The sequence below is a fragment of the Mannheimia sp. E30BD genome, from assembly GCF_041807785.1.
Taxonomy (GTDB): domain Bacteria; phylum Pseudomonadota; class Gammaproteobacteria; order Enterobacterales; family Pasteurellaceae; genus Mannheimia.
This window is the reverse complement of sequence record NZ_JBGTYX010000004.1, coordinates 139291-157217: the sequence shown is the minus strand read 5'-3', so window position 1 is coordinate 157217 and position 17927 is coordinate 139291. Positions and strand designations below refer to the sequence as shown.

Here is a 17927-nt window from a genome sequence, read left to right as displayed (position 1 = left end):
ATATAAAGGAAAACAACAAAATGCAACAATACAAACACGACTTTATCGAATTTGCCCTTAGCCGCAATGTGCTAAAATTTGGCGAATTTACCCTAAAATCGGGGCGAATTAGCCCTTATTTCTTCAATGCTGGATTATTTAATACAGGGCGTGATTTAGCCAAACTTGGCGAATATTACGCACAAGCCATTCAAGCCTCCAACATTGAGTATGATGTGTTATTTGGCCCGGCTTACAAAGGTATTCCGATTGCAACCACAGTTGCGGTGGCGTTAGTTAACCAATTTGATGTGGATAAACCGTGTTGTTTTAACCGCAAAGAAGCAAAAGATCACGGCGAAGGGGGCAATTTAATTGGTTCTCCATTAAAAGGTAAGATCTTGCTGGTTGATGATGTTATTACTGCAGGCACAGCAATTCGTGAGTCAATGGAAATTATCAATGCTAACAATGCCCAATTAGCGGGTGTGCTGATTGCCTTAAATCGTAAAGAGAAAGGTAAGGGGGAACTATCTGCTATTCAGGAAGTGGAGCGTGATTACGGCTGCCAAGTGTTCTCGATTGTGGATTTTGATGATTTAGTGACTTTTATTGAAAAATCAGAACAATACGCACCTTATTTACCGAAGATGCGTGAATATCGTGAAAAATATGGTGTATAGCCTTGAATAAGGGAGATAGTTTATCTCCCTTTTGTTATTTAATAGGCTGAGGCGGTAATTTTTCTGCAATCCACATTTTAATCAATGCTTGGCGAGGTACGCCTAAATGGCGAGCTTGTTTATCTAAGGCCTCTACCATCCAATTTGGAAAATCCACATTGACACGCTTTATTTGTCCAGGGCGATGAGCGGTTGAAAGATCAAAATATTGAATAACATCTTCTTTTCCTTCATCAAAGATACGTTCTAGTTCTTCAGCACTAATGGTATTTTTCATAACAAGATATTTCCTTTTTTCGTGAACGTCTGACAGAAATAAGTCGAATAGCATCATTTCGCATTGTAAAAAATGCACTCCAATGTTTCCCGAAAAGTTTAGCAACAGTTAGATAACAAGGCTCTATATATGAACGAGAAACTAATGTTACTCTTTTTTCATCATTCCACAACAACTTTGCTTGTTCAAAATCAATGCCGTGTTTGGCTAAATTGATTTCACTCTTATTAGGATCGTATTCAAAGAGTAGTGGAGTGCTATATTGCAAATCTATATACATACTATTCCTTTTTTATACCTTTTACAAGATAAGGAATAGCATAAATAAAATAGAAAAATGGCACAAAATGAAAAAGTGATTTTTTCGACAGAGATCGAAAAAATCACTTTTGTTGCTTGACGAATAAAGAAGTTTGATTACTTAATTCTCTCAAACCCTTGCTCTAAATCAGCAATTAAATCTTCAACGGTTTCTAAGCCGACGTGAATACGAATTAATGTACCGGTGAGCTTACGTTCAATGGCTGGGCGAATGCGGGCGATTTCTTCGGGTTGGTTGGCAAGAATAAGGGATTCAAAGCCACCCCAAGAATATGCCATTGAAAACAGCTCAAAGTGTTCTAAGAAGTTGGCTAATTTTTCTGGAGAGAGCTTTTCGCAAAGTTCAAATGAAAATAGACCGCTTGATCCTAAAAAATCACGTTTGAAAAACTCGTTACCAAAACAACTCTCAAGTGTAGGGTGGTAAACTGCTTTCACTTCAGGACGTTTTGTCAGCCAATTTGCGATTTCAATACTGCTTTTTTCGTGCTGAGCTAAGCGAATGCCTAAGGTGCGTAAGCCACGTGCGGTAGTGTAGGCGGAATCGGCATCAACCATTTGCCCCATTAAATAAGAACCTTCACGCAATTTATCCCAACAGCAAGCGTTAGATACTGCGGTGCCGATCATCGCATCAGAATGTCCGACCAAATATTTCGTGCCAGCTTGAATGGAAATATCAATGCCGTGTTCTAAGGCAGGAAATAACACGCCAGCAGACCAAGTATTATCGATCATAATCACGATTTCAGGATTGACTTCACGAGCTACTTTTACTAACGTTGGAATATCAGGCACTTCCATAGTAAGCGAGCTTGGCGATTCTAAAAAAAGTACTTTAGTGTTAGGTTGGACAAAGGCTTTCAATCCTTCGCCGATCATCGGATCGTAATAGGTTGTTGAAACGCCCATTCGTTTTAAAAGCACATTACAGAACTCTTGGGTCGGTTCATAAGCTGCCCCTGTCATTAAAACGTGGTCGCCTTGTTCCACAAAGGCTAAAATCGAATTTGTTACAGCTGCTGCACCGCAAGGGTAGAGATAGCAACCTGCACCTCCTTCTAACTCACACATTGCCTCTTGCAGTGAAAAATGAGTGAGTGTGCCACGTCGTCCATAAAATAAAGCCCCTTGATAGCGGTTTTGGGTTGCGTATTTTTTATCTTCTAAGGTGTCAAACACTAAAGAGGAAGCTCGTTGAATAATAGGGTTTACCGCCCCTTGTGTATAGCGTTTTTTACGCCCGGTATGAACAAGTTTAGTGGAAAGATTTTTATAGTTAGACATTCATTTCTCCTAATAAATAAGCGGTAAGATTTTACAAATTTTTTGCAAAATCTTACCGCTTGTAACCCGTATTAACGGAAAATAAAGCTATTTTTTTGTCGGCTACGTTTAAATTGGCTGATTAGCACAATCACCGCAAAAATCAGGTACACCGCAAAAGTAAAGATTAGCCATTGAGCCATTGAAAAGCCAAACATCTCCCATTGGCTTTGGCTACAGTTTATCGGACCGGGTGCAAATACGCTTGGAATCCATTGGTCAAGCGGTAGTGTTTGTGGAAAATCAACTTTAAATTCGCATTGATTCCAAGGCGAAGGATTAACTTGATAATCGTGATGCTTAAGTGCCAGCGTTAAGCCTTTAAAGGCACTACCGAGCCAAATCAAAATTGCCAACCAGCGAAGAACAGCGTAGCGGTTGCCAAGAAAACCTAAAACGCCTGCAAATAAAATACCAAATAAAGCAACCCGTTCATAAATGCACATTACGCAAGGCACTAAGCCCATTCCGTGTTGAAAGTATAGGGCGACACCTTCCAGCACAATACAGCTTAATACCAGAAAACACCACGCACCACGAGAGAGTGATAGATTTTTAAAATAATGGAGCATAATGATTCCTTATATTTATCAAATGCATTCATTCTATCTGATTTGGTATCGCTTATCTATCTGAGATTAGCGTGTAACAAACCAGCCCCAGCTTAGCATTAGCTCTGTCATTGATGGCAGTAAAAATTCCAATGCTAAGAAGCCAACAATAGAAAGTACGATAGTATAAGGCAGAGCCATATATACCATTCTGCCATAAGAGAGCTTAATTAATGGAGCAAACGAAGAAGTTAATAGGAACAAGAAAGCAGCTTGTCCATTTGGTGTTGCAACAGATGGGAGGTTTGTTCCAGTATTAATCGCAACGGCAACTAAGTCAAATTGTTCACGCCCGATAATCCCACTTTCTAATGCGGTTTTAGCTTCATTAATATAAACCGTGCCCACGAATACGTTATCTGAAATCATCGAGAGTAATCCGTTGAATATATAAAATAGAGCTAATTGAGATTGAGGCTCTGAAGCTAATACAAATGAAATAATCGGTTGGAATAATTTTAGATCGATAATCACAGCAACAATAGAGAAGAATACGATTAATAATGCGGTAAACGGCATTGATTCTTGGAATGCTTTACCCAAAGCGTGTTCATCAGTAATGCCACAAAATGCAGTACAGATGATGATAATAGTTAAACCGATAATCCCTACATCAGCAAGGTGCAATGCTAAACCGATGATGAGCCAAACGCCTGCAATGGCTTGCACAATCATTTTTAGCTTATCTTGCTTCGTCATTTTCTGCTCTTTTAGTTGATTATAGCGAGCAAGTACAACCCACACGCGGCGAGGTAATCTATCACCATACCCGAATAACTTGTACTTTTCAACAATAAAACAAGTTGCAATACCGCAAATTAACACGGGTAAGCTAACGGGTAGAACACGTACTAAAAACTCAATAAACCCCCACTCAGCTTGTGAAGCAATAATTAAGTTTTGTGGTTCACCCACCATCGTCATTACGCCACCTAAGGCAGAACCTACACCTGCGTGCATTAATAGGCTTCTTAAAAAACCACGGAATTGTTCTAAAATTTCTTTGTTAGTCAGAATTTTTTCATCATTGGTAATATCGGTTGAATCATCAAAACTATTGCCTGAAGCAACTTTGTGATATACCCCATAAAAGCCTGTTCCCACGCTAATAATAACTGCAATAACCGTTAAGGCATCAAGAAATGCAGATAAAAATGCGGCGCTTAAACAGAAAGAAAGGGAGAGAATTTTTTTAGAGTGGATAGCAACGAGGAGTTTGGTAAAAATATAAAGCAGAAGTTGCTTCATAAAATAAATACCTGCCACCATAAACATCAAGAGCAAAATGACATCAAAATTAGCAATAATTTCGTGTTTTATGTGTTTCGGGCTGGTCATACCGATGATAACTGCCTCAATAGCCAGTAGACCACCAGGTTGTAACGGGTAACATTTCAACGCCATTGCAAGGGTAAAAATAAATTCAGCAACTAAGAACCAACCTGCAACAAAAGGACTAATAAAGAAATAAATAAGAGGATTAATAATTAAAAATGCCAAAATACAGAGTTTGTACCATTCAGGGCTTTTCCCTAAGAAACTCTTAAAAAGAGCGTCAAGATTACTCATAAAAACCTCAAAATTGAAAATAATATTGCAATTGTAATCTAGTTTAGATTAAAGGATAATAGCTTACTAAATTTTTAGCCATAATAATTGATCACAAATAAAAAATCATTTGTTAAAACATAAATTTTTTATGTTTTGGGGGAATTAATGGAAAACAGCGGTATTTTAAAGGCACAAAGCCCGGCAGCATTAGCGGAAGAGTATATTGTAAAAAGCATTTGGAATAACCACTTTCCGGCGGGCACAGATCTTCCAGCAGAAAGAGAGCTTGCCGAACGTATCGGTGTTACCAGAACTACATTAAGAGAAGTTTTGCAACGCTTAGCCCGTGAAGGCTGGCTAAATATTCAACATGGCAAACCAACCAAAGTGAATGATATTTGGCAAACAGCTGGTCCGAATATTATTGGTACTATTATTAAGCTGGACAAAAACTACCTGCCCGTTGTGATTTCAAACGTAGTTTCACTCAGAACCCGTATGGCAGAGGCCTATATTCCTGAAGCAGTTAAACTTGCTCCTGAAGAAAGTGCAAAACTCTTTGATGGCTTAGATAATCTCGAAAACACCGCAACTGCTTATGCAGAATTTGATTACAAATTGTTCAGGAAGTTTACTTTTTTAGCAAATAAACCTGTTTATGCCTTGATTTTGAATAGTTTCAAATCTATGTATCATCAAGTGGCGAAAATATTTTTTGATGACCCGAACAACCGTCAATTAACCTTAAACTTTTACCGCTCTCTACTTGCAGCCTGCATTGCAAAAGATAGTGAAAAAGCGACCGCTTGTATGGCAAAAAATCGTCAATCGAGCGGCGAAATTTGGAAGAAATTGTCCGCAAATATTCCCGAAAGTTTCTGTGGACTTTAACAGAAGGCAATACTTTGAACGAAATTATTTTTAGTTTAGAACCTCAAGACAACGCACGTCTGCAATCACTTTGCGGTGCGTTTGACGAGCATTTAGCTCTTATCGAAAAAAGTTTTAACTTAGTTATTTCCCGTCAAGGGTTTAACTTTACCATTCAATCCGCAGACGAAAACCATTATTCTGCCAGCCTCATTCAAAATAGCGTAAAGCTCATTAAACAGCTCTACAATGAAACCGCACCGATTAAAGGCAAAATCAAAGAGTTGGATTTGGAAGACGTGCATTTAGCCATTCAAGAAAGCCGAATGTTGCTACAAAACCAATGGCAAGCCGGTACACAAGGCGAGATTGCAATCAAAACCAAACGAGGTGTGATTAAGCCTCGAGGCGAACATCAACAAGCCTATCTCCGCAATATTTTAAGTCACGACATCAGCTTTGGCATCGGGCCGGCAGGTACGGGGAAAACCTTCTTAGCCGTAGCAGCAGCGGTGGAATCTTTAGAGCGTCAAGAAATTCGACGTATTCTACTTACTCGCCCAGCGGTTGAAGCAGGAGAGAAGCTCGGGTTTTTACCGGGCGACTTAGGGCAGAAAATTGAACCTTACTTACGCCCGCTATACGACGCCCTTTTTGAAATGCTTGGCTTTGAAAAAGCCCAAAAATTAATGGAGCGAGGTGTGATTGAAATTGCACCACTTGCCTATATGAGAGGGCGAACATTAAATGATGCATTCATCATTTTAGATGAAAGCCAAAACACCACTACAGAACAGATGAAAATGTTCTTAACCCGAATTGGCTTTAATTCTAAAGCCGTGATTACGGGTGATGTTACTCAAGTAGATTTACCTCGCAGCCAAAAATCAGGCTTAAAACACGCAATGGAAGTGCTAAAAGATGTGCCTGATCTCAGCTTCAACTTCTTTGACAGCAAAGATATTGTCCGCCACCCAGTGGTTGCGAAAATTGTTCAAGCCTATGACGCTTGGGAAGCTATTGATGAAGAAAGACGAGAGCAACGTAAATTAGAAAAACTTGCTCTTGAGCAAGAAAAAATTTTGGCTCAAGCTGAAGTTTTATAACAACAAGCGGTTAAATTTGTAAAATATTTTGCAAATATAACCGCTTATTTTTTATGTAATAAATGTAATATTTTTTACTAGGAGCTACTTATGAAAAAAGCAATTCAATTTATGGCTAGTTTAATGGCTATATTTGCATTATGTGCTTGTTCGCAAACGACCACAAATCCATCTATTGGTAAATCTGATTTTATAAAATATCAGCAATGGATAGAGGCTGAACCTTTGAAAGATGAGCCAGATATGCAAGAACCTGAAACTCCAGAAAAAATTGAAAAATTCTTAGATAAGAACTTTGATAGATATATCCAACAAGGAAAAGCACTTGCTATTAGCCATAAAGAAGTTAAAGAATTAAGAGATAGAACGGTTAAGCATATTGATACTTATATGCGTGAATATATGAAACTTTATGTCCTTTCATTCGGCTGTAATGGAGCAAATGCATACTGCAAATCGTTAGAACCTCGAGCTAATGCCTTCAAGCAGAAAGCTCAGAATATGGAAGCAGAGATTTCAAGTATGGAAAAAGAGTACGAAAGATTAGCAAAACAATTTGGGGTAGAAGCTGGTAGTATCTTAAGATAAGACTTGAATAAAAAACGAAAGCGGTCATATTTGTAATATTTTTTGCAAATTTAACCGCTTGTATTTGTCTTATTGGAATTGATGTGAAATTACCAGCTTCCGCCAGCACCGCCACCGCCTGATGAGCCTCCGCCGAAGCTATCGCCGCTGCCGAAACCTCCGCCAAAGCCTCCGCCAAATCCACCAGAGTGTCTGCCGAAACCGCCACTTCTGCGTTGGCTTTCTCTTAGCACTTTGCCGAGTTGATCCATTGAGCTTGGGCTAATGTAGGTATTATCTCGTGGGCGGAATATAAGGAAGATCACCATTCCTGCAAACAAGAAGAAGAGTAGCCCGTCAATATCATCGAATGCTTGAGTTTCCTCTCCGTAGCTTGCGTAAGGAGCATATTCGCCGTTAATGGCCGCCATAATGGCAGACAAACCGCGTGCGATCCCTGCCGCATATTGTTCTTGTTTGAAGAACGGAGTAATGTCATTACGAATAATGCTTGATGCAATGGCATCAGGTAAAGCTCCTTCTAAACCTCGACCTGTGGCAATAAAAAGTTTTCGGTCATTTTTCGCAATCAGTAATAAAACCCCGTTGTTTTCGTTGTTTTTGCTACGTCCAATGCCCCATTTATTAAATAGGGTGTGTGCATAGGTAGAAACCGCTTCGCCTTCGGTACTCGGTACAATTACTACAGCAATTTGTGAGCTGGTTTTAGCACGGTTGGCAATTAACGCATCTTCTAAGGTTTGCCATTCCTGCTGGCTTAGCGTGTTTTTAGTGTAATCTGTGATGTAATAAAACGGATTTGGCGGTTCAGGGTAGGTTACCGCCACCGCATTTACGCTAAATAACGCTAGTAGAATGAACAACAAGCGGTCAAAAAAGTGAGAAATTTTGCAAATAGATTTCATCATTTGATTACCACCTCGTTAGACAACTCATTTTGGTCGTTTTCTTGATAAGGGAAATAGTGGGCTAGTGGCTCTTCCACACTTTTGATTGCCTCACAAATTGCTTGCGTATAGTTGCCATTTTGGCAATCAATACACATTGCTTGATAGATTTTTTGCCAAAAATCATCGCCGACTTTTTGATGAATACCTTCATCGCCAATTACCGCAACATAGTGAGGTTTAAATGAGAGATAAATCAACACGCCATTACGCTGTGCGGTTTCTCGCATTTTGAGTTCATCAAAGAGTTGATTGCTTCGCACCACGGCAGCATTTTGCATTTCCTCGATCTTGGCTTTTCGCTCCACCACCACACGCAATTCTGCAGAGGTGTGCTGCTCTAAATGGCAGATCGCTTGTTCGATAAGATTAGTATCAATAGGCAATTTATTAGAAAGAAAAGAAAATAATCCCATTTGATCCCCTTAAAAATAAAGCAATAAGCACCGAATTTGAAAGAGCTTATTGCTTTAAAATATAGATAAATTTAATACAACTTAGTTAAAGTTTACTTGTGGTGCTTTATCTGAACCCGCTTCAGCTTTGAACTGTGGTTTTGCTTTAAAGCCCATAATCATTGCTGCTAACTTAGTTGGGAATTCACGCACTTTTTTGTTGTACTCTTTCACTTTTTCGTTGAAGTTATTCCGTTCAACGTTAATGCGGTTTTCAGTACCTTCTAATTGTGCTTGAAGATTTAAGAACGCATCGTGTGCTTTTAACTCAGGGTATCTTTCAACTGAAACCAATAAGCGAGAAAGTGCTGAGTTTACACTTTGTTGAGCTTCTTGGAATTTCACCATATCTTCTTCGGTTGCATTGCTTGGGTCAATAGTAACCGCTGTTGCTTTTGCACGAGCTTCAATCACAGAGGTTAAGGTTTCTTTCTCAAAGTTAGCTTGACCTTTTACAGTGTTCACTAAGTTTGGAATTAAATCCGCACGGCGTTGATACGCAGATTCTACATTACCCCATACAGAGTTAATATCTTCTTCTGCACGCATTAAATCGTTATATTTTGTTAATGAATAACCGCCAACAGCAAGTACAGCGATCAATAAAATCCAAAAAATCTTTTTCATTATGAAGTCCTATAAATAAAAGAGTGAAAAATTTTTGTGCATTGTATCGGGAAAAGATCGATATGGCTAGCATACTTACAAATTTTTGCATACCATAACAGATAATTATTGACAAATTTTAGTGGTAAAGCCAAATGCTCAAAGGAATTCTAGCCTCACTCTTAGCAAATTTATTGTTTGGAGTAGTTTATTATTTTGCAGTGTTACTTCGCCCCTTAGATGGCGAGGTAATGTTTGGTTTTCGGATAATTGTTGTTATTCCATTTATTTTGCTTGCGATTATATTATTCAAGCAACATAAGCATTTTTATGGGCTTTTGCAAAAAATTCGCCAAAATCCACCGCTTGTAATGGTTATTTTACTACTTGCATTCAATACAGGTGTACAGCTTTGGCTCTTTTTATGGGCACCCAATCACGGGCAGGCATTGCAAGTGTCGATCGGCTATCTCTTATTACCTATTGTAGCCGTTGCACTTGGTAAAATAGTGTTCAAAGAGCAATTCACTTGGTTAAAATGGCTCTCGTTAGGCTTTGCGATAATTGGCGTTGGTAGTAGTTTGATTGCTTCAGGAGCAATTTCTTGGACGACTTGGGTAGCAGGTTTGGGCTATCCGATTTATATTACCCTCCGCCGTTATTTTCAAATTAATAATTTAGCTACATTCTTTGTAGAATTATTGCTAGTGCTTCCTGTTGCCTTGTACTACCTCAGCCAAGTGGAAATGAGCCAAGTTGTAGTTGAAAACCCAAATATCTATTTCTACCTCATTTTACTTGGTTTAGTAGGTGGCAGTGCTTTTATTCTTTACATCGCCTCCAGTAATTTACTGCCGATTAATGTGTTAGGCTTGCTAGGTTATGTTGAACCGCTTGTGATGTTATTAATTTTCATTTGCTATCGGGGAAGTGTTAGATTCTAGCTCCTATATTTTGATGGTTTGCTTGCTAATTTCTATAGGATTATTAAGTTGGGATAGTTTTAGACAAACAAAAAATTAGTCCTATTAAATAGAACTAATAATTTCTAACGTAAAGCGTGAATAAGCGCAGGTTGCTTTTCTAATAAAAAGAGCAATTTTTGAGATGAGCCTGTAGGAATACGGCGATGGGTTTCCCAAGATTGCACCGCCGCAGTGCTAACGCCTAATGCTTTTGCAAATTCAGCTTGTTTTAATTTAGTGCTGGCTCGAATTTGTTTGACATCTGGAATTTTATGAACGAAAACTTGTTCTGGGTTAGGCTGTTTTTTCTGTGTTTCTATTTCAACCATTTCATTTAGACTAGCGACTAAATCATCAAATAATGCTTTGTCCATTTTTTATTCCTCTAGTTTTTCAACTAATTTTTTTACGATTGAGCGTTGCTCAGTGGTTAAATTAGCTTGCTCATTTTTTGCATACATCAATAGCAGATAAATTTTACCTTTCGGTGCGACAACATAATAAATAACTCTAACACCGCCACTTTTACCTTTATTACCGATTGCCCAACGGATTTTTTGACAACCACCAGTATTCTGAATATAGCGTCCTTTTGTGTAATTCTCTAATAAAAAGAGTTGGAATTGGCGATATTCTTCATCATTCATTAAGAGCTGGCGATGTTTGCTAAACCCCTGTAATTCAATGAAAGTAAGATATTTCATTTTATTCTCCAAATCAAGAAAATTGTACTAAGTACAACTTTTAGTTATTTAGAGCATATATGAATGAGAGAAAATAAGCGATGATAAAACTTTATTTTTTCGAGCCAGATCGCAAAAATAGTTTTTGGGATTTGTATTGAAATAAAAAACGGAGCATTAGCTCCGTTTTTTGCTTTGGAAAATTGTATCAACAAATTATTCCGCTTTTTTCTTGATAGTTGCGTAAACCACGCCTGTTACAACTGAGCCGATAGCTATTGCCGCTAAGTACATTAATGGTTGTGATACGAATGGAATTACGAATAAACCACCGTGTGGGGCTTGTAAGGTAATGCCTAGAGCCATTGAAATTGCCCCAGCAGTTGCTCCACCTAAGATTGAGCTTAGGATTACACGAATTGGGTCTGCCGCTACGAATGGTAATGCACCTTCTGAAATAAAGCATAAACCTAGTACAAATGAGGCTTTACCTGCATCACGTTGGTTGGTGTTGAATTTGTTGCGAGCAATGATAGTCGCAATCGCCATACCAATTGGTGGAACCATACCTGCTGCCATTACTGCTGCCATTGGCATATATTGTTGTGAAGCAATTAAGCCTACACCGAAAGTATAAGCCGCTTTGTTTACAGGGCCTCCCATATCAGTACACATCATTGCACCTAGCACAATACCTAAAATAATCGCGTTGGTTTGACCCATTGTATTTAACCATTCTACTAAAGCATCCATTAAGGCTTTAACTGGTGGGTTAATGAGATAAATCATTAACAAACCAACAATAGCTGAACCTAATAGTGGTAGAATTAAAATCGGTTTAAGTGAAGTTAAACTTGGTGGCAGTTGGATTGCTCCGTTTAAGAATTTCACGGTATAACCAGCTAGGAAACCTGCTACGATACCGCCTAAAATCCCTGCACCTGCTGTGGTTGCGAGCATTCCGCCAATAAGACCTACTGCTAAACCCGGACGGTCAGCAATGGAAAATGCTACATAGCCTGCAAATACCGCAATCATTAAGTGGAATGCAGCACCACCACCGATGTCCATTAATGCTTTTGGTAAACCGCCTGCGATGGTTTCATCTTTAAAGGCTTCAATACCAAACATAAAGGAGATAGCAATTAATAAACCACCAGCAACCACAAGCGGTAACATATGTGAAACACCCGTCATTAAGTGCTTATACAAGCCTTTTTTATCGCCTGTAGCTGCTTCTGCATTATCTGCTTTCGCTACACCACCTTCATAGACTTTAGCTTGTGCGAAGGCTTTTTCAAATTCTTGAGCGGTTTTCTTGAGGGCTAAACCTGTCGATGTGCGATACATTGGTTTGCCTTTGAATTTCTCTAGATCCACATCAATATCCGCAGCGACAAAAACTAAATCTGCCGCAGCAACTTCTTCTGCAGAAATTGGGTTACCAGCTCCTACTTGACCACGAGTTTCTACTTTTACATTCCAGCCTTGTGCTTTAGCGTAGTTTTCAATCGCCTCAGCAGACATAAAGGTATGAGCCACACCTGTTGGGCAAGCTGTTACTGCCACGATGTTTTTCACACCTGAAGTAGAAACAGCTGGAGCCGAAGTTGCATTTGCAAAAATTTGTGCATTTTCGATCGCTTGTTTAAGGCTGGTTTCAGGTTGAGCAAAGGTTTGCTCTAAATCTAAAATTGTCCCTTTTTTACCAGCGGCTTCTGCTGTGATGTTATTGTCAAATAACACCACAAAATCAGCTTGATTTGCTGGCACAACATTGTGGCCTTGCTGTTTAGCTGCGGTGCTTAATACTTCATTCACTAAGAAACGGCGAGCGTTACCAAGTGTTTGAGGGAATACAAAAGAAATATTCATTTGGAGTTCCTATATTATAATGATATGAAATGATATTCGTAGGGACGGATCCTGTGCCCGTCCGAAAAATCTTAAGAATTAGCGGGCGGGCACAGGACCTGCCCCTACGAAAGAATTAATTTAGTTTTGTAATCTGTACTTGCTCGGAAAGTTCATCAATCACTTTACGATCTTCCACGCCCACATTGCTCTGAGCTACCGCATTGGCAGAAGTGGCTGAAGCAAATTTGAGGATTTGGGTTTTATCCCAACCTTGAGCGAAACCGTAAATCAAACCTGCCACCATTGAATCGCCAGCCCCTACGGTACTTACTACATTTTCACAGCGAGGTGGTTGAGCCTGTAAAACGCCTTCAGCATTGAGCCAAAGTGAGCCTTTTTCGCCCATTGAAATAATTACATTTTCAATGCCTTGATTGCGTAACTGTTGGGCTGCTTCAATAATCTCATCGACAGAATTTAATGAATGACCAACTAATACTTCAAGCTCTCGGCGGTTCGGCTTAATCAGCCAAGGGTGAGCAGTTAAACCAGCAGTTAAAGCGGCATTACTGGTATCTAACACCACTTTTAACCCTTGTTGGTGTAGAGATTCCAACCACTCGGCAAATTGCTCTGGGCTTACACCACGAGGGAGCGAGCCACAAGCGGCAACTAAGTCAAATTTATCTTTCCATTGGGCTGATTGTGAGACAAAGTCTTCCCAGTCTTGAGCTGAAATTTCAAAGCCTAAAAAGTTAAGATCGGTTACATCTGCTTCGGTTTCAGTAATTTTTACGTTAATGCGGGTTTTGCCGTGAATGCGGTAAAATTCATCATTTAGACTGTTTTGTTTAAAAGCATTAACGAAATCGCCTTGATTTTCTTCGCCTAAAAAGCCCGTTACAGCAAGGCTTAAACCTAAATCAGCCAATACTTTTGCCACATTAATGCCTTTACCAGCAGGATATAAACCTAAGGTCTCAACAGTATTTACCTCGCCAATTTCAATGCGTTTTAGCCGACCAACTAAGTCAAAGGCAGGGTTTAGGGTTACAGTTGCAATACGCATAATTCTTCCTTATTCGCCTAAACCAGCTTCGATTGCTGCACCAATGCTTGCCAATGCGGCTTCTGCATCATCGCCTATTGCCACAAAACGAAGTGTTGTACCTTTGGTTACCCCTAATGCCACAATTTTCATTAGGCTTTTCGCACTTACAAGCGGTGAATTTTTATCAACATTTTGCACTTCAATTTTGGCATTGAACTTTTTCACTTCGTTTACTAATACCGCACTTGGGCGAGCGTGTAAGCCGTGTTCGTTTCTAATTACGAATGTTGCTTCTTTTTGGTTTTCTGTAGGCACAGATACTTCTTCTTGAACAGGGGCAGAAACTGCCACACTTTCAATCGTATCTTCCACTTCTGGCACAAATGAAACGCTTTCGCCTAATCCTTCTGCAATCGCTTTTTGTAGCGCTTCAATTGCTTGTTGTGCGTCATCGCCTTCCGCTATAAAACGTAAACGATGTCCTTTACTTGCCCCTAAAGCAACCACCCTCATCGCACTTTTCGCACTCGCTGGCAGTGTGCTACGGTCTAAGTTTTCAACCGTGATTTTTGATGTGAATGGTTTAACTGCTTGCACTAAAAGTGCTGATGGGCGAGCGTGTAAGCCGTTTTCGTTACGAATAGTAAATGTGCCAATCACCTGGCTACTTAAAGAGGTTAGAGTAGCTGGTGCATTTACTTCATTCGTCTCGCCTTTTAAGAACGCAATAATTTGAGCCACAGTTGCATTCGCAAATTGAGTACGAACATCAGCTTTTAGGAATTGAGTTAATAGCGGTTGTAGGCTGTTATCAGTTTGAGCAACGGTAACTAATGTTTGACCTTGTGTGTTACGAGCCACAGCTAAACCGTTGGCTTGGTTGCCTTTAGCTGAATCAGTAATAAAGAGATTGTTACCTAAATTTAAAGCAGTATTTGAAATAATATCGCTGATAAAGGCTTGAGAAACATAGCCCTGCTCTTGTAGTTTTGCGGCGTTAATGGCTGATAAAGTGATAAGGCTTGAAGACTCTACATTCAAAGAAATCAGCTCTGGAGATAAGGTAGGAAGGTTTTTCTTACCGCTTAATACAGCAATAAATTCATCTAAATTTTGCGTTTTCGCTAAGGTGGCAGCAGCCTCTTCATCGCTTAACACGGTAGTCAGTTGGCGGAGTAAAGTAAGATGTTCGTCTGATTTAGCTGCAATACCAATAACCACATAAGCCTTATTGCCTTCTCCCCATTCCACACCTTGTGGTACTTGGATAATTTGCACGCCTGTTTCTTTCACTAAATCACGGGTATCAAGTGTACCGTGTGGAATGGCAATACCATTGCCTAAAAAAGTGGAAGTTTGGGTTTCACGAGCAAGCATTCCGGTTTCATAACCTTCAGTGACATTACCATTTGCGACCAATTCAGCGGCAACAAGACGGATAACCTCTTCTTTGCTATTTGCTGAACCATTTAAACGGATGTTTTTTGCCGATAAATTAAGCATTTTAACTCCTTGCATTAAGGTTGATTTTTAAACTATAAATTTGCCTGCTAGTTTACTCTATTTTTGCTAAACCGTTATAGCTAAAAGTTTATAAAAATGTGATCTAGCTCACAAATTTTGCATTTAATCCTTAGCTCTCCAACTAAAACGATTTAGTAGGAAAATTATTTTGTGATATACATCAAAAAACGAAATAAATTTACTTCTTTTATTTTTATTTAGTGATAGAGTAGAACTATTAAAATATAAGTATTCAACGTTTGAGCAAGGAGTGCCTATGCAAGATTATACTTACTCCGAAAGAGATTTAACTTTTATTGATCAATTATCTCTCGGTTATTGCAAAGACCCTTTTTCCTATTTAGGCATTCATTCTATTGATAATGGTATTATCATCAGAGCTTTCCTCCCGTCTGCTATTGCTTGCCAAGTTATTGATTTGAAAGGAAAACCTGTATCGTCAATGTTAAAAATTGATGATAGAGGTTTTTTTATTGCCGAAATTATTGGTAAAAAAATTGATTTTTCTTACCGCTTGTTGGTGGAATATGAGGGAGAAACAGTAGATATTGAAGACCCTTACCGTTTTAAAACCCACATTCAAGAGCTGGATAATTGGTTATTTGCCGAAGGTAAGCAGCTCCGCCCTTATGAAAAATTAGGGGCTCATCTTGTTACCCAAAACGAAGTGGGCGGCGTGCATTTTAGCGTGTGGGCACCGAATGCTCAGCGTGTTTCAGTAGTGGGCGATTTTAACCACTGGAATGGATTAGTTCATTCAATGCGTTTCCACCCAGATTCAGGGATTTGGGATATTTTCATTCCAAATGTACAAAAAGGGGCTTGTTATAAATTTGAAGTGTTAGATCGCAACGGTGTGTTGCGTTTGAAATCTGACCCTTACGCCTTTGCCTCACAATTCCGTCCAGAAACCGCTTCCATTGTTTCGGGGCTGCCAAGCATAGTACCTGTTGAAAATACTTGTCGTAATGCCAATGCACCAGACAAGCCGATTTCCGTTTATGAAGTGCATTTAGGCTCTTGGCGGCGAAATGTCGAAAATAATTATTGGCTAAGTTATGAAGAACTTGCTGATGAACTCATTCCTTATGTAAAAGATATGGGCTTTACCCATATTGAACTACTGCCTGTTTCTGAATTTCCATTCGATGGCTCCTGGGGCTACCAAACTACGGGTATTTATTCGCCAACCAGCCGTTTTGGTACACCTGAAGGCTTACGCTATTTTATCCAAAAAGCCCACGATAAAGGCATTGGGGTAATTTTGGATTGGGTAGTGGGGCATTTCCCTGTTGATGAACACGGTTTAGTCTATTTTGACGGCACGCATTTATACGAGCATTCCGACCCGAAAGAGGGCTATCACAAAGATTGGAACACCTTGATTTTCAACTATGGCAGACACGAGGTAAATAATTATCTCTCAGGCAATGCGTTGTATTGGATTGAGCGTTTTGGCATTGATGCGTTGCGGGTTGATGCCGTTGCTTCAATGATTTATCGAGACTATTCACGTTCAGACGGCGAGTGGATTCCAAACAAATATGGCGGACGTGAGAATTTAGAGGCACTCGATTTCTTACGTCATACCAACAATATTCTAAGAGATGAAAGTAAAGGTGGAGCAACGATTGCTGAAGAATCTACTTCTTTTGCAGGTGTTTCCCACCCAACCGAAAATGGTGGTTTGGGCTTTAATTATAAGTGGAATATGGGCTGGATGAACGATACCCTGCGTTATATGCAAAAAGATCCGATTTATCGCCGCTATCATCATAATTTAATGACTTTTGGTATGACATACCAATACAGCGAAAAATTTGTGCTACCGCTTTCACACGATGAAGTTGTTCACGGTAAAGGCTCGCTATTAAACAAAATGCCAGGGGATTGTTGGCAAAAATTTGCGAACTTGCGTGCTTATTATGGTTATATGTGGGGCTATCCAGGCAAAAAATTACTCTTTATGGGCAATGAATTTGCACAAGGTAAAGAGTGGAATTTTGCAGAAAGTCTGGATTGGTATCTTTTAGGCGAAGAAGGCGGTGAGTGGCATAAAGGCGTATTAGGCTGGGTAAAAGCACTTAATCATTTATACACAAAAACGCCAGCATTATTTGAGCAAGATTACGACCCAGCAGGTTTTGAATGGCTTGTGGTAGACGATCACGACAATTCTGTATTTGCCTTTGAGCGTAGGGCAAAAAATGGCGGTAGCATTATTGTCGTAAGTAATTTCACACCTGTGGTACGTAAAGATTACCGTATTGGTGTGAATGAAGCAGGTGAATATCAAGAAATTCTCAACTCTGATTTAGCTTGCTATTGTGGAAGTAATGTAAGCAATGAAGATAAATTTGCGAGTGAAAAGATAGAATCACACGGCAGAAGGCATTCTATCAATATTACCTTGCCACCATTATCAACTATTTTCATCACAAAGACGAAAAAGCAACAGGCTAAAGAAGCTGTTCAGAAAAAAGCAACGAATAAAAAAGAAAAAGCAAAGTAGTAAAAGAAAAGAGCA

At 39.4% G+C, this 17927-nt stretch carries 18 protein-coding genes and 1 pseudogene; 6 read left to right on the top strand and 13 right to left on the bottom strand.

The window, feature by feature from the left end; translation table 11 throughout:
• The first annotated feature begins 20 nt into the window (after window positions 1-20).
• Window positions 21-662 (top strand): orotate phosphoribosyltransferase, encoded by a 642-nt coding sequence (pyrE, locus tag ACERCG_RS04415; RefSeq protein WP_373610857.1) that lies wholly within the window; start codon window positions 21-23, stop codon window positions 660-662.
• A 34-nt stretch (window positions 663-696) separates the two neighbouring features.
• Here pyrE and brnA read toward each other — a convergent pair whose 3' ends face one another.
• The 5 genes from brnA to nhaB form a co-directional block, all read right to left on the bottom strand.
• Window positions 697-939 (bottom strand): type II toxin-antitoxin system BrnA family antitoxin, encoded by a 243-nt coding sequence (brnA, locus tag ACERCG_RS04410; protein WP_373610856.1) that lies wholly within the window; start codon window positions 937-939, stop codon window positions 697-699.
• Window positions 923-1219: a BrnT family toxin gene (locus ACERCG_RS04405; RefSeq protein WP_373610855.1), complete on the bottom strand. Its 297-nt coding sequence runs from the start codon at window positions 1217-1219 to the stop codon at window positions 923-925. The genes brnA and ACERCG_RS04405 overlap by 17 nt, the downstream gene beginning before the upstream one ends.
• A gap of 137 nt (window positions 1220-1356) precedes the next feature.
• Window positions 1357-2547, bottom strand: a complete 1191-nt coding sequence (gene metC, locus ACERCG_RS04400; RefSeq protein WP_373610854.1) for a cystathionine beta-lyase — start codon at window positions 2545-2547, stop codon at window positions 1357-1359.
• Between the two features lie 71 nt (window positions 2548-2618).
• A complete protein-coding gene (gene dsbB, locus ACERCG_RS04395) occupies window positions 2619-3158 on the bottom strand; it encodes a disulfide bond formation protein DsbB (RefSeq protein ID WP_373610853.1) in 540 nt (179 codons plus the stop codon).
• Between the two features lie 66 nt (window positions 3159-3224).
• Window positions 3225-4766: a sodium/proton antiporter NhaB gene (nhaB, locus tag ACERCG_RS04390; protein WP_373610852.1), complete on the bottom strand. Its 1542-nt coding sequence runs from the start codon at window positions 4764-4766 to the stop codon at window positions 3225-3227.
• 147 nt (window positions 4767-4913) lie between these two features.
• On the opposite strand from nhaB, the gene fadR reads away from it, so the two are divergent.
• The 3 genes from fadR to ACERCG_RS04375 all read left to right on the top strand — a co-directional run bounded on the left by fadR (window position 4914) and on the right by ACERCG_RS04375 (window position 7312).
• On the top strand, window positions 4914-5639 hold the full coding sequence (gene fadR, locus ACERCG_RS04385) for a fatty acid metabolism transcriptional regulator FadR (protein WP_373610851.1): 726 nt from the start codon (window positions 4914-4916) through the stop codon (window positions 5637-5639).
• Between the two features lie 14 nt (window positions 5640-5653).
• Window positions 5654-6724: a PhoH family protein gene (locus tag ACERCG_RS04380; protein WP_373610850.1), complete on the top strand. Its 1071-nt coding sequence runs from the start codon at window positions 5654-5656 to the stop codon at window positions 6722-6724.
• Window positions 6725-6814: 90 nt separating this feature from the next.
• The gene (locus ACERCG_RS04375; RefSeq protein ID WP_373610849.1) at window positions 6815-7312 is read left to right on the top strand and encodes a hypothetical protein; all 498 of its coding nucleotides are present in this window, start codon (window positions 6815-6817) and stop codon (window positions 7310-7312) included.
• Window positions 7313-7401: 89 nt separating this feature from the next.
• On the opposite strand, the gene ACERCG_RS04370 is transcribed toward ACERCG_RS04375, so the two are convergent.
• From ACERCG_RS04370 to ACERCG_RS04360, 3 genes are all read right to left on the bottom strand, one after another.
• The gene (locus tag ACERCG_RS04370; RefSeq protein ID WP_373610848.1) at window positions 7402-8220 is read right to left on the bottom strand and encodes a YgcG family protein; all 819 of its coding nucleotides are present in this window, start codon (window positions 8218-8220) and stop codon (window positions 7402-7404) included.
• Window positions 8217-8675 carry a TPM domain-containing protein gene (locus tag ACERCG_RS04365; RefSeq protein ID WP_373610847.1) on the bottom strand — a complete coding sequence of 153 codons (459 nt, stop codon included), beginning with the start codon at window positions 8673-8675 and terminating at the stop codon, window positions 8217-8219. The genes ACERCG_RS04370 and ACERCG_RS04365 overlap by 4 nt, the downstream gene beginning before the upstream one ends.
• A gap of 81 nt (window positions 8676-8756) precedes the next feature.
• Window positions 8757-9341: a LemA family protein gene (locus ACERCG_RS04360; protein WP_373610846.1), complete on the bottom strand. Its 585-nt coding sequence runs from the start codon at window positions 9339-9341 to the stop codon at window positions 8757-8759.
• A 134-nt stretch (window positions 9342-9475) separates the two neighbouring features.
• On the opposite strand from ACERCG_RS04360, the pseudogene rarD reads away from it, so the two are divergent.
• Window positions 9476-10343: pseudogene (rarD, locus tag ACERCG_RS04355) on the top strand (EamA family transporter RarD).
• A 25-nt stretch (window positions 10344-10368) separates the two neighbouring features.
• On the opposite strand, the gene nadS reads toward rarD, so the two are convergent.
• From nadS to fruB, 5 genes are all read right to left on the bottom strand, one after another.
• Window positions 10369-10659 (bottom strand): NadS family protein, encoded by a 291-nt coding sequence (nadS, locus tag ACERCG_RS04350; protein WP_373610845.1) that lies wholly within the window; start codon window positions 10657-10659, stop codon window positions 10369-10371.
• 3 nt (window positions 10660-10662) lie between these two features.
• Complete coding sequence (locus ACERCG_RS04345; RefSeq protein WP_373610844.1) at window positions 10663-10989, bottom strand: type II toxin-antitoxin system RelE/ParE family toxin; 327 nt, start codon at window positions 10987-10989, stop codon at window positions 10663-10665.
• 195 nt (window positions 10990-11184) lie between these two features.
• Window positions 11185-12843, bottom strand: coding sequence for a fructose-specific PTS transporter subunit EIIC (locus ACERCG_RS04340; protein WP_373610843.1), 1659 nt, complete (start codon window positions 12841-12843; stop codon window positions 11185-11187).
• Between the two features lie 115 nt (window positions 12844-12958).
• A complete protein-coding gene (gene fruK / locus ACERCG_RS04335) occupies window positions 12959-13894 on the bottom strand; it encodes a 1-phosphofructokinase (RefSeq protein ID WP_373610842.1) in 936 nt (311 codons plus the stop codon).
• 9 nt (window positions 13895-13903) lie between these two features.
• Entirely contained in the window at window positions 13904-15379 is a 1476-nt protein-coding gene (gene fruB, locus ACERCG_RS04330; RefSeq protein WP_373610841.1) for a fused PTS fructose transporter subunit IIA/HPr protein, read from the bottom strand.
• Window positions 15380-15656: 277 nt separating this feature from the next.
• On the opposite strand from fruB, the gene glgB reads away from it, so the two are divergent.
• Window positions 15657-17912, top strand: coding sequence for a 1,4-alpha-glucan branching protein GlgB (gene glgB / locus ACERCG_RS04325; RefSeq protein ID WP_373610840.1), 2256 nt, complete (start codon window positions 15657-15659; stop codon window positions 17910-17912).
• The last annotated feature ends 15 nt before the right edge of the window (window positions 17913-17927 follow it).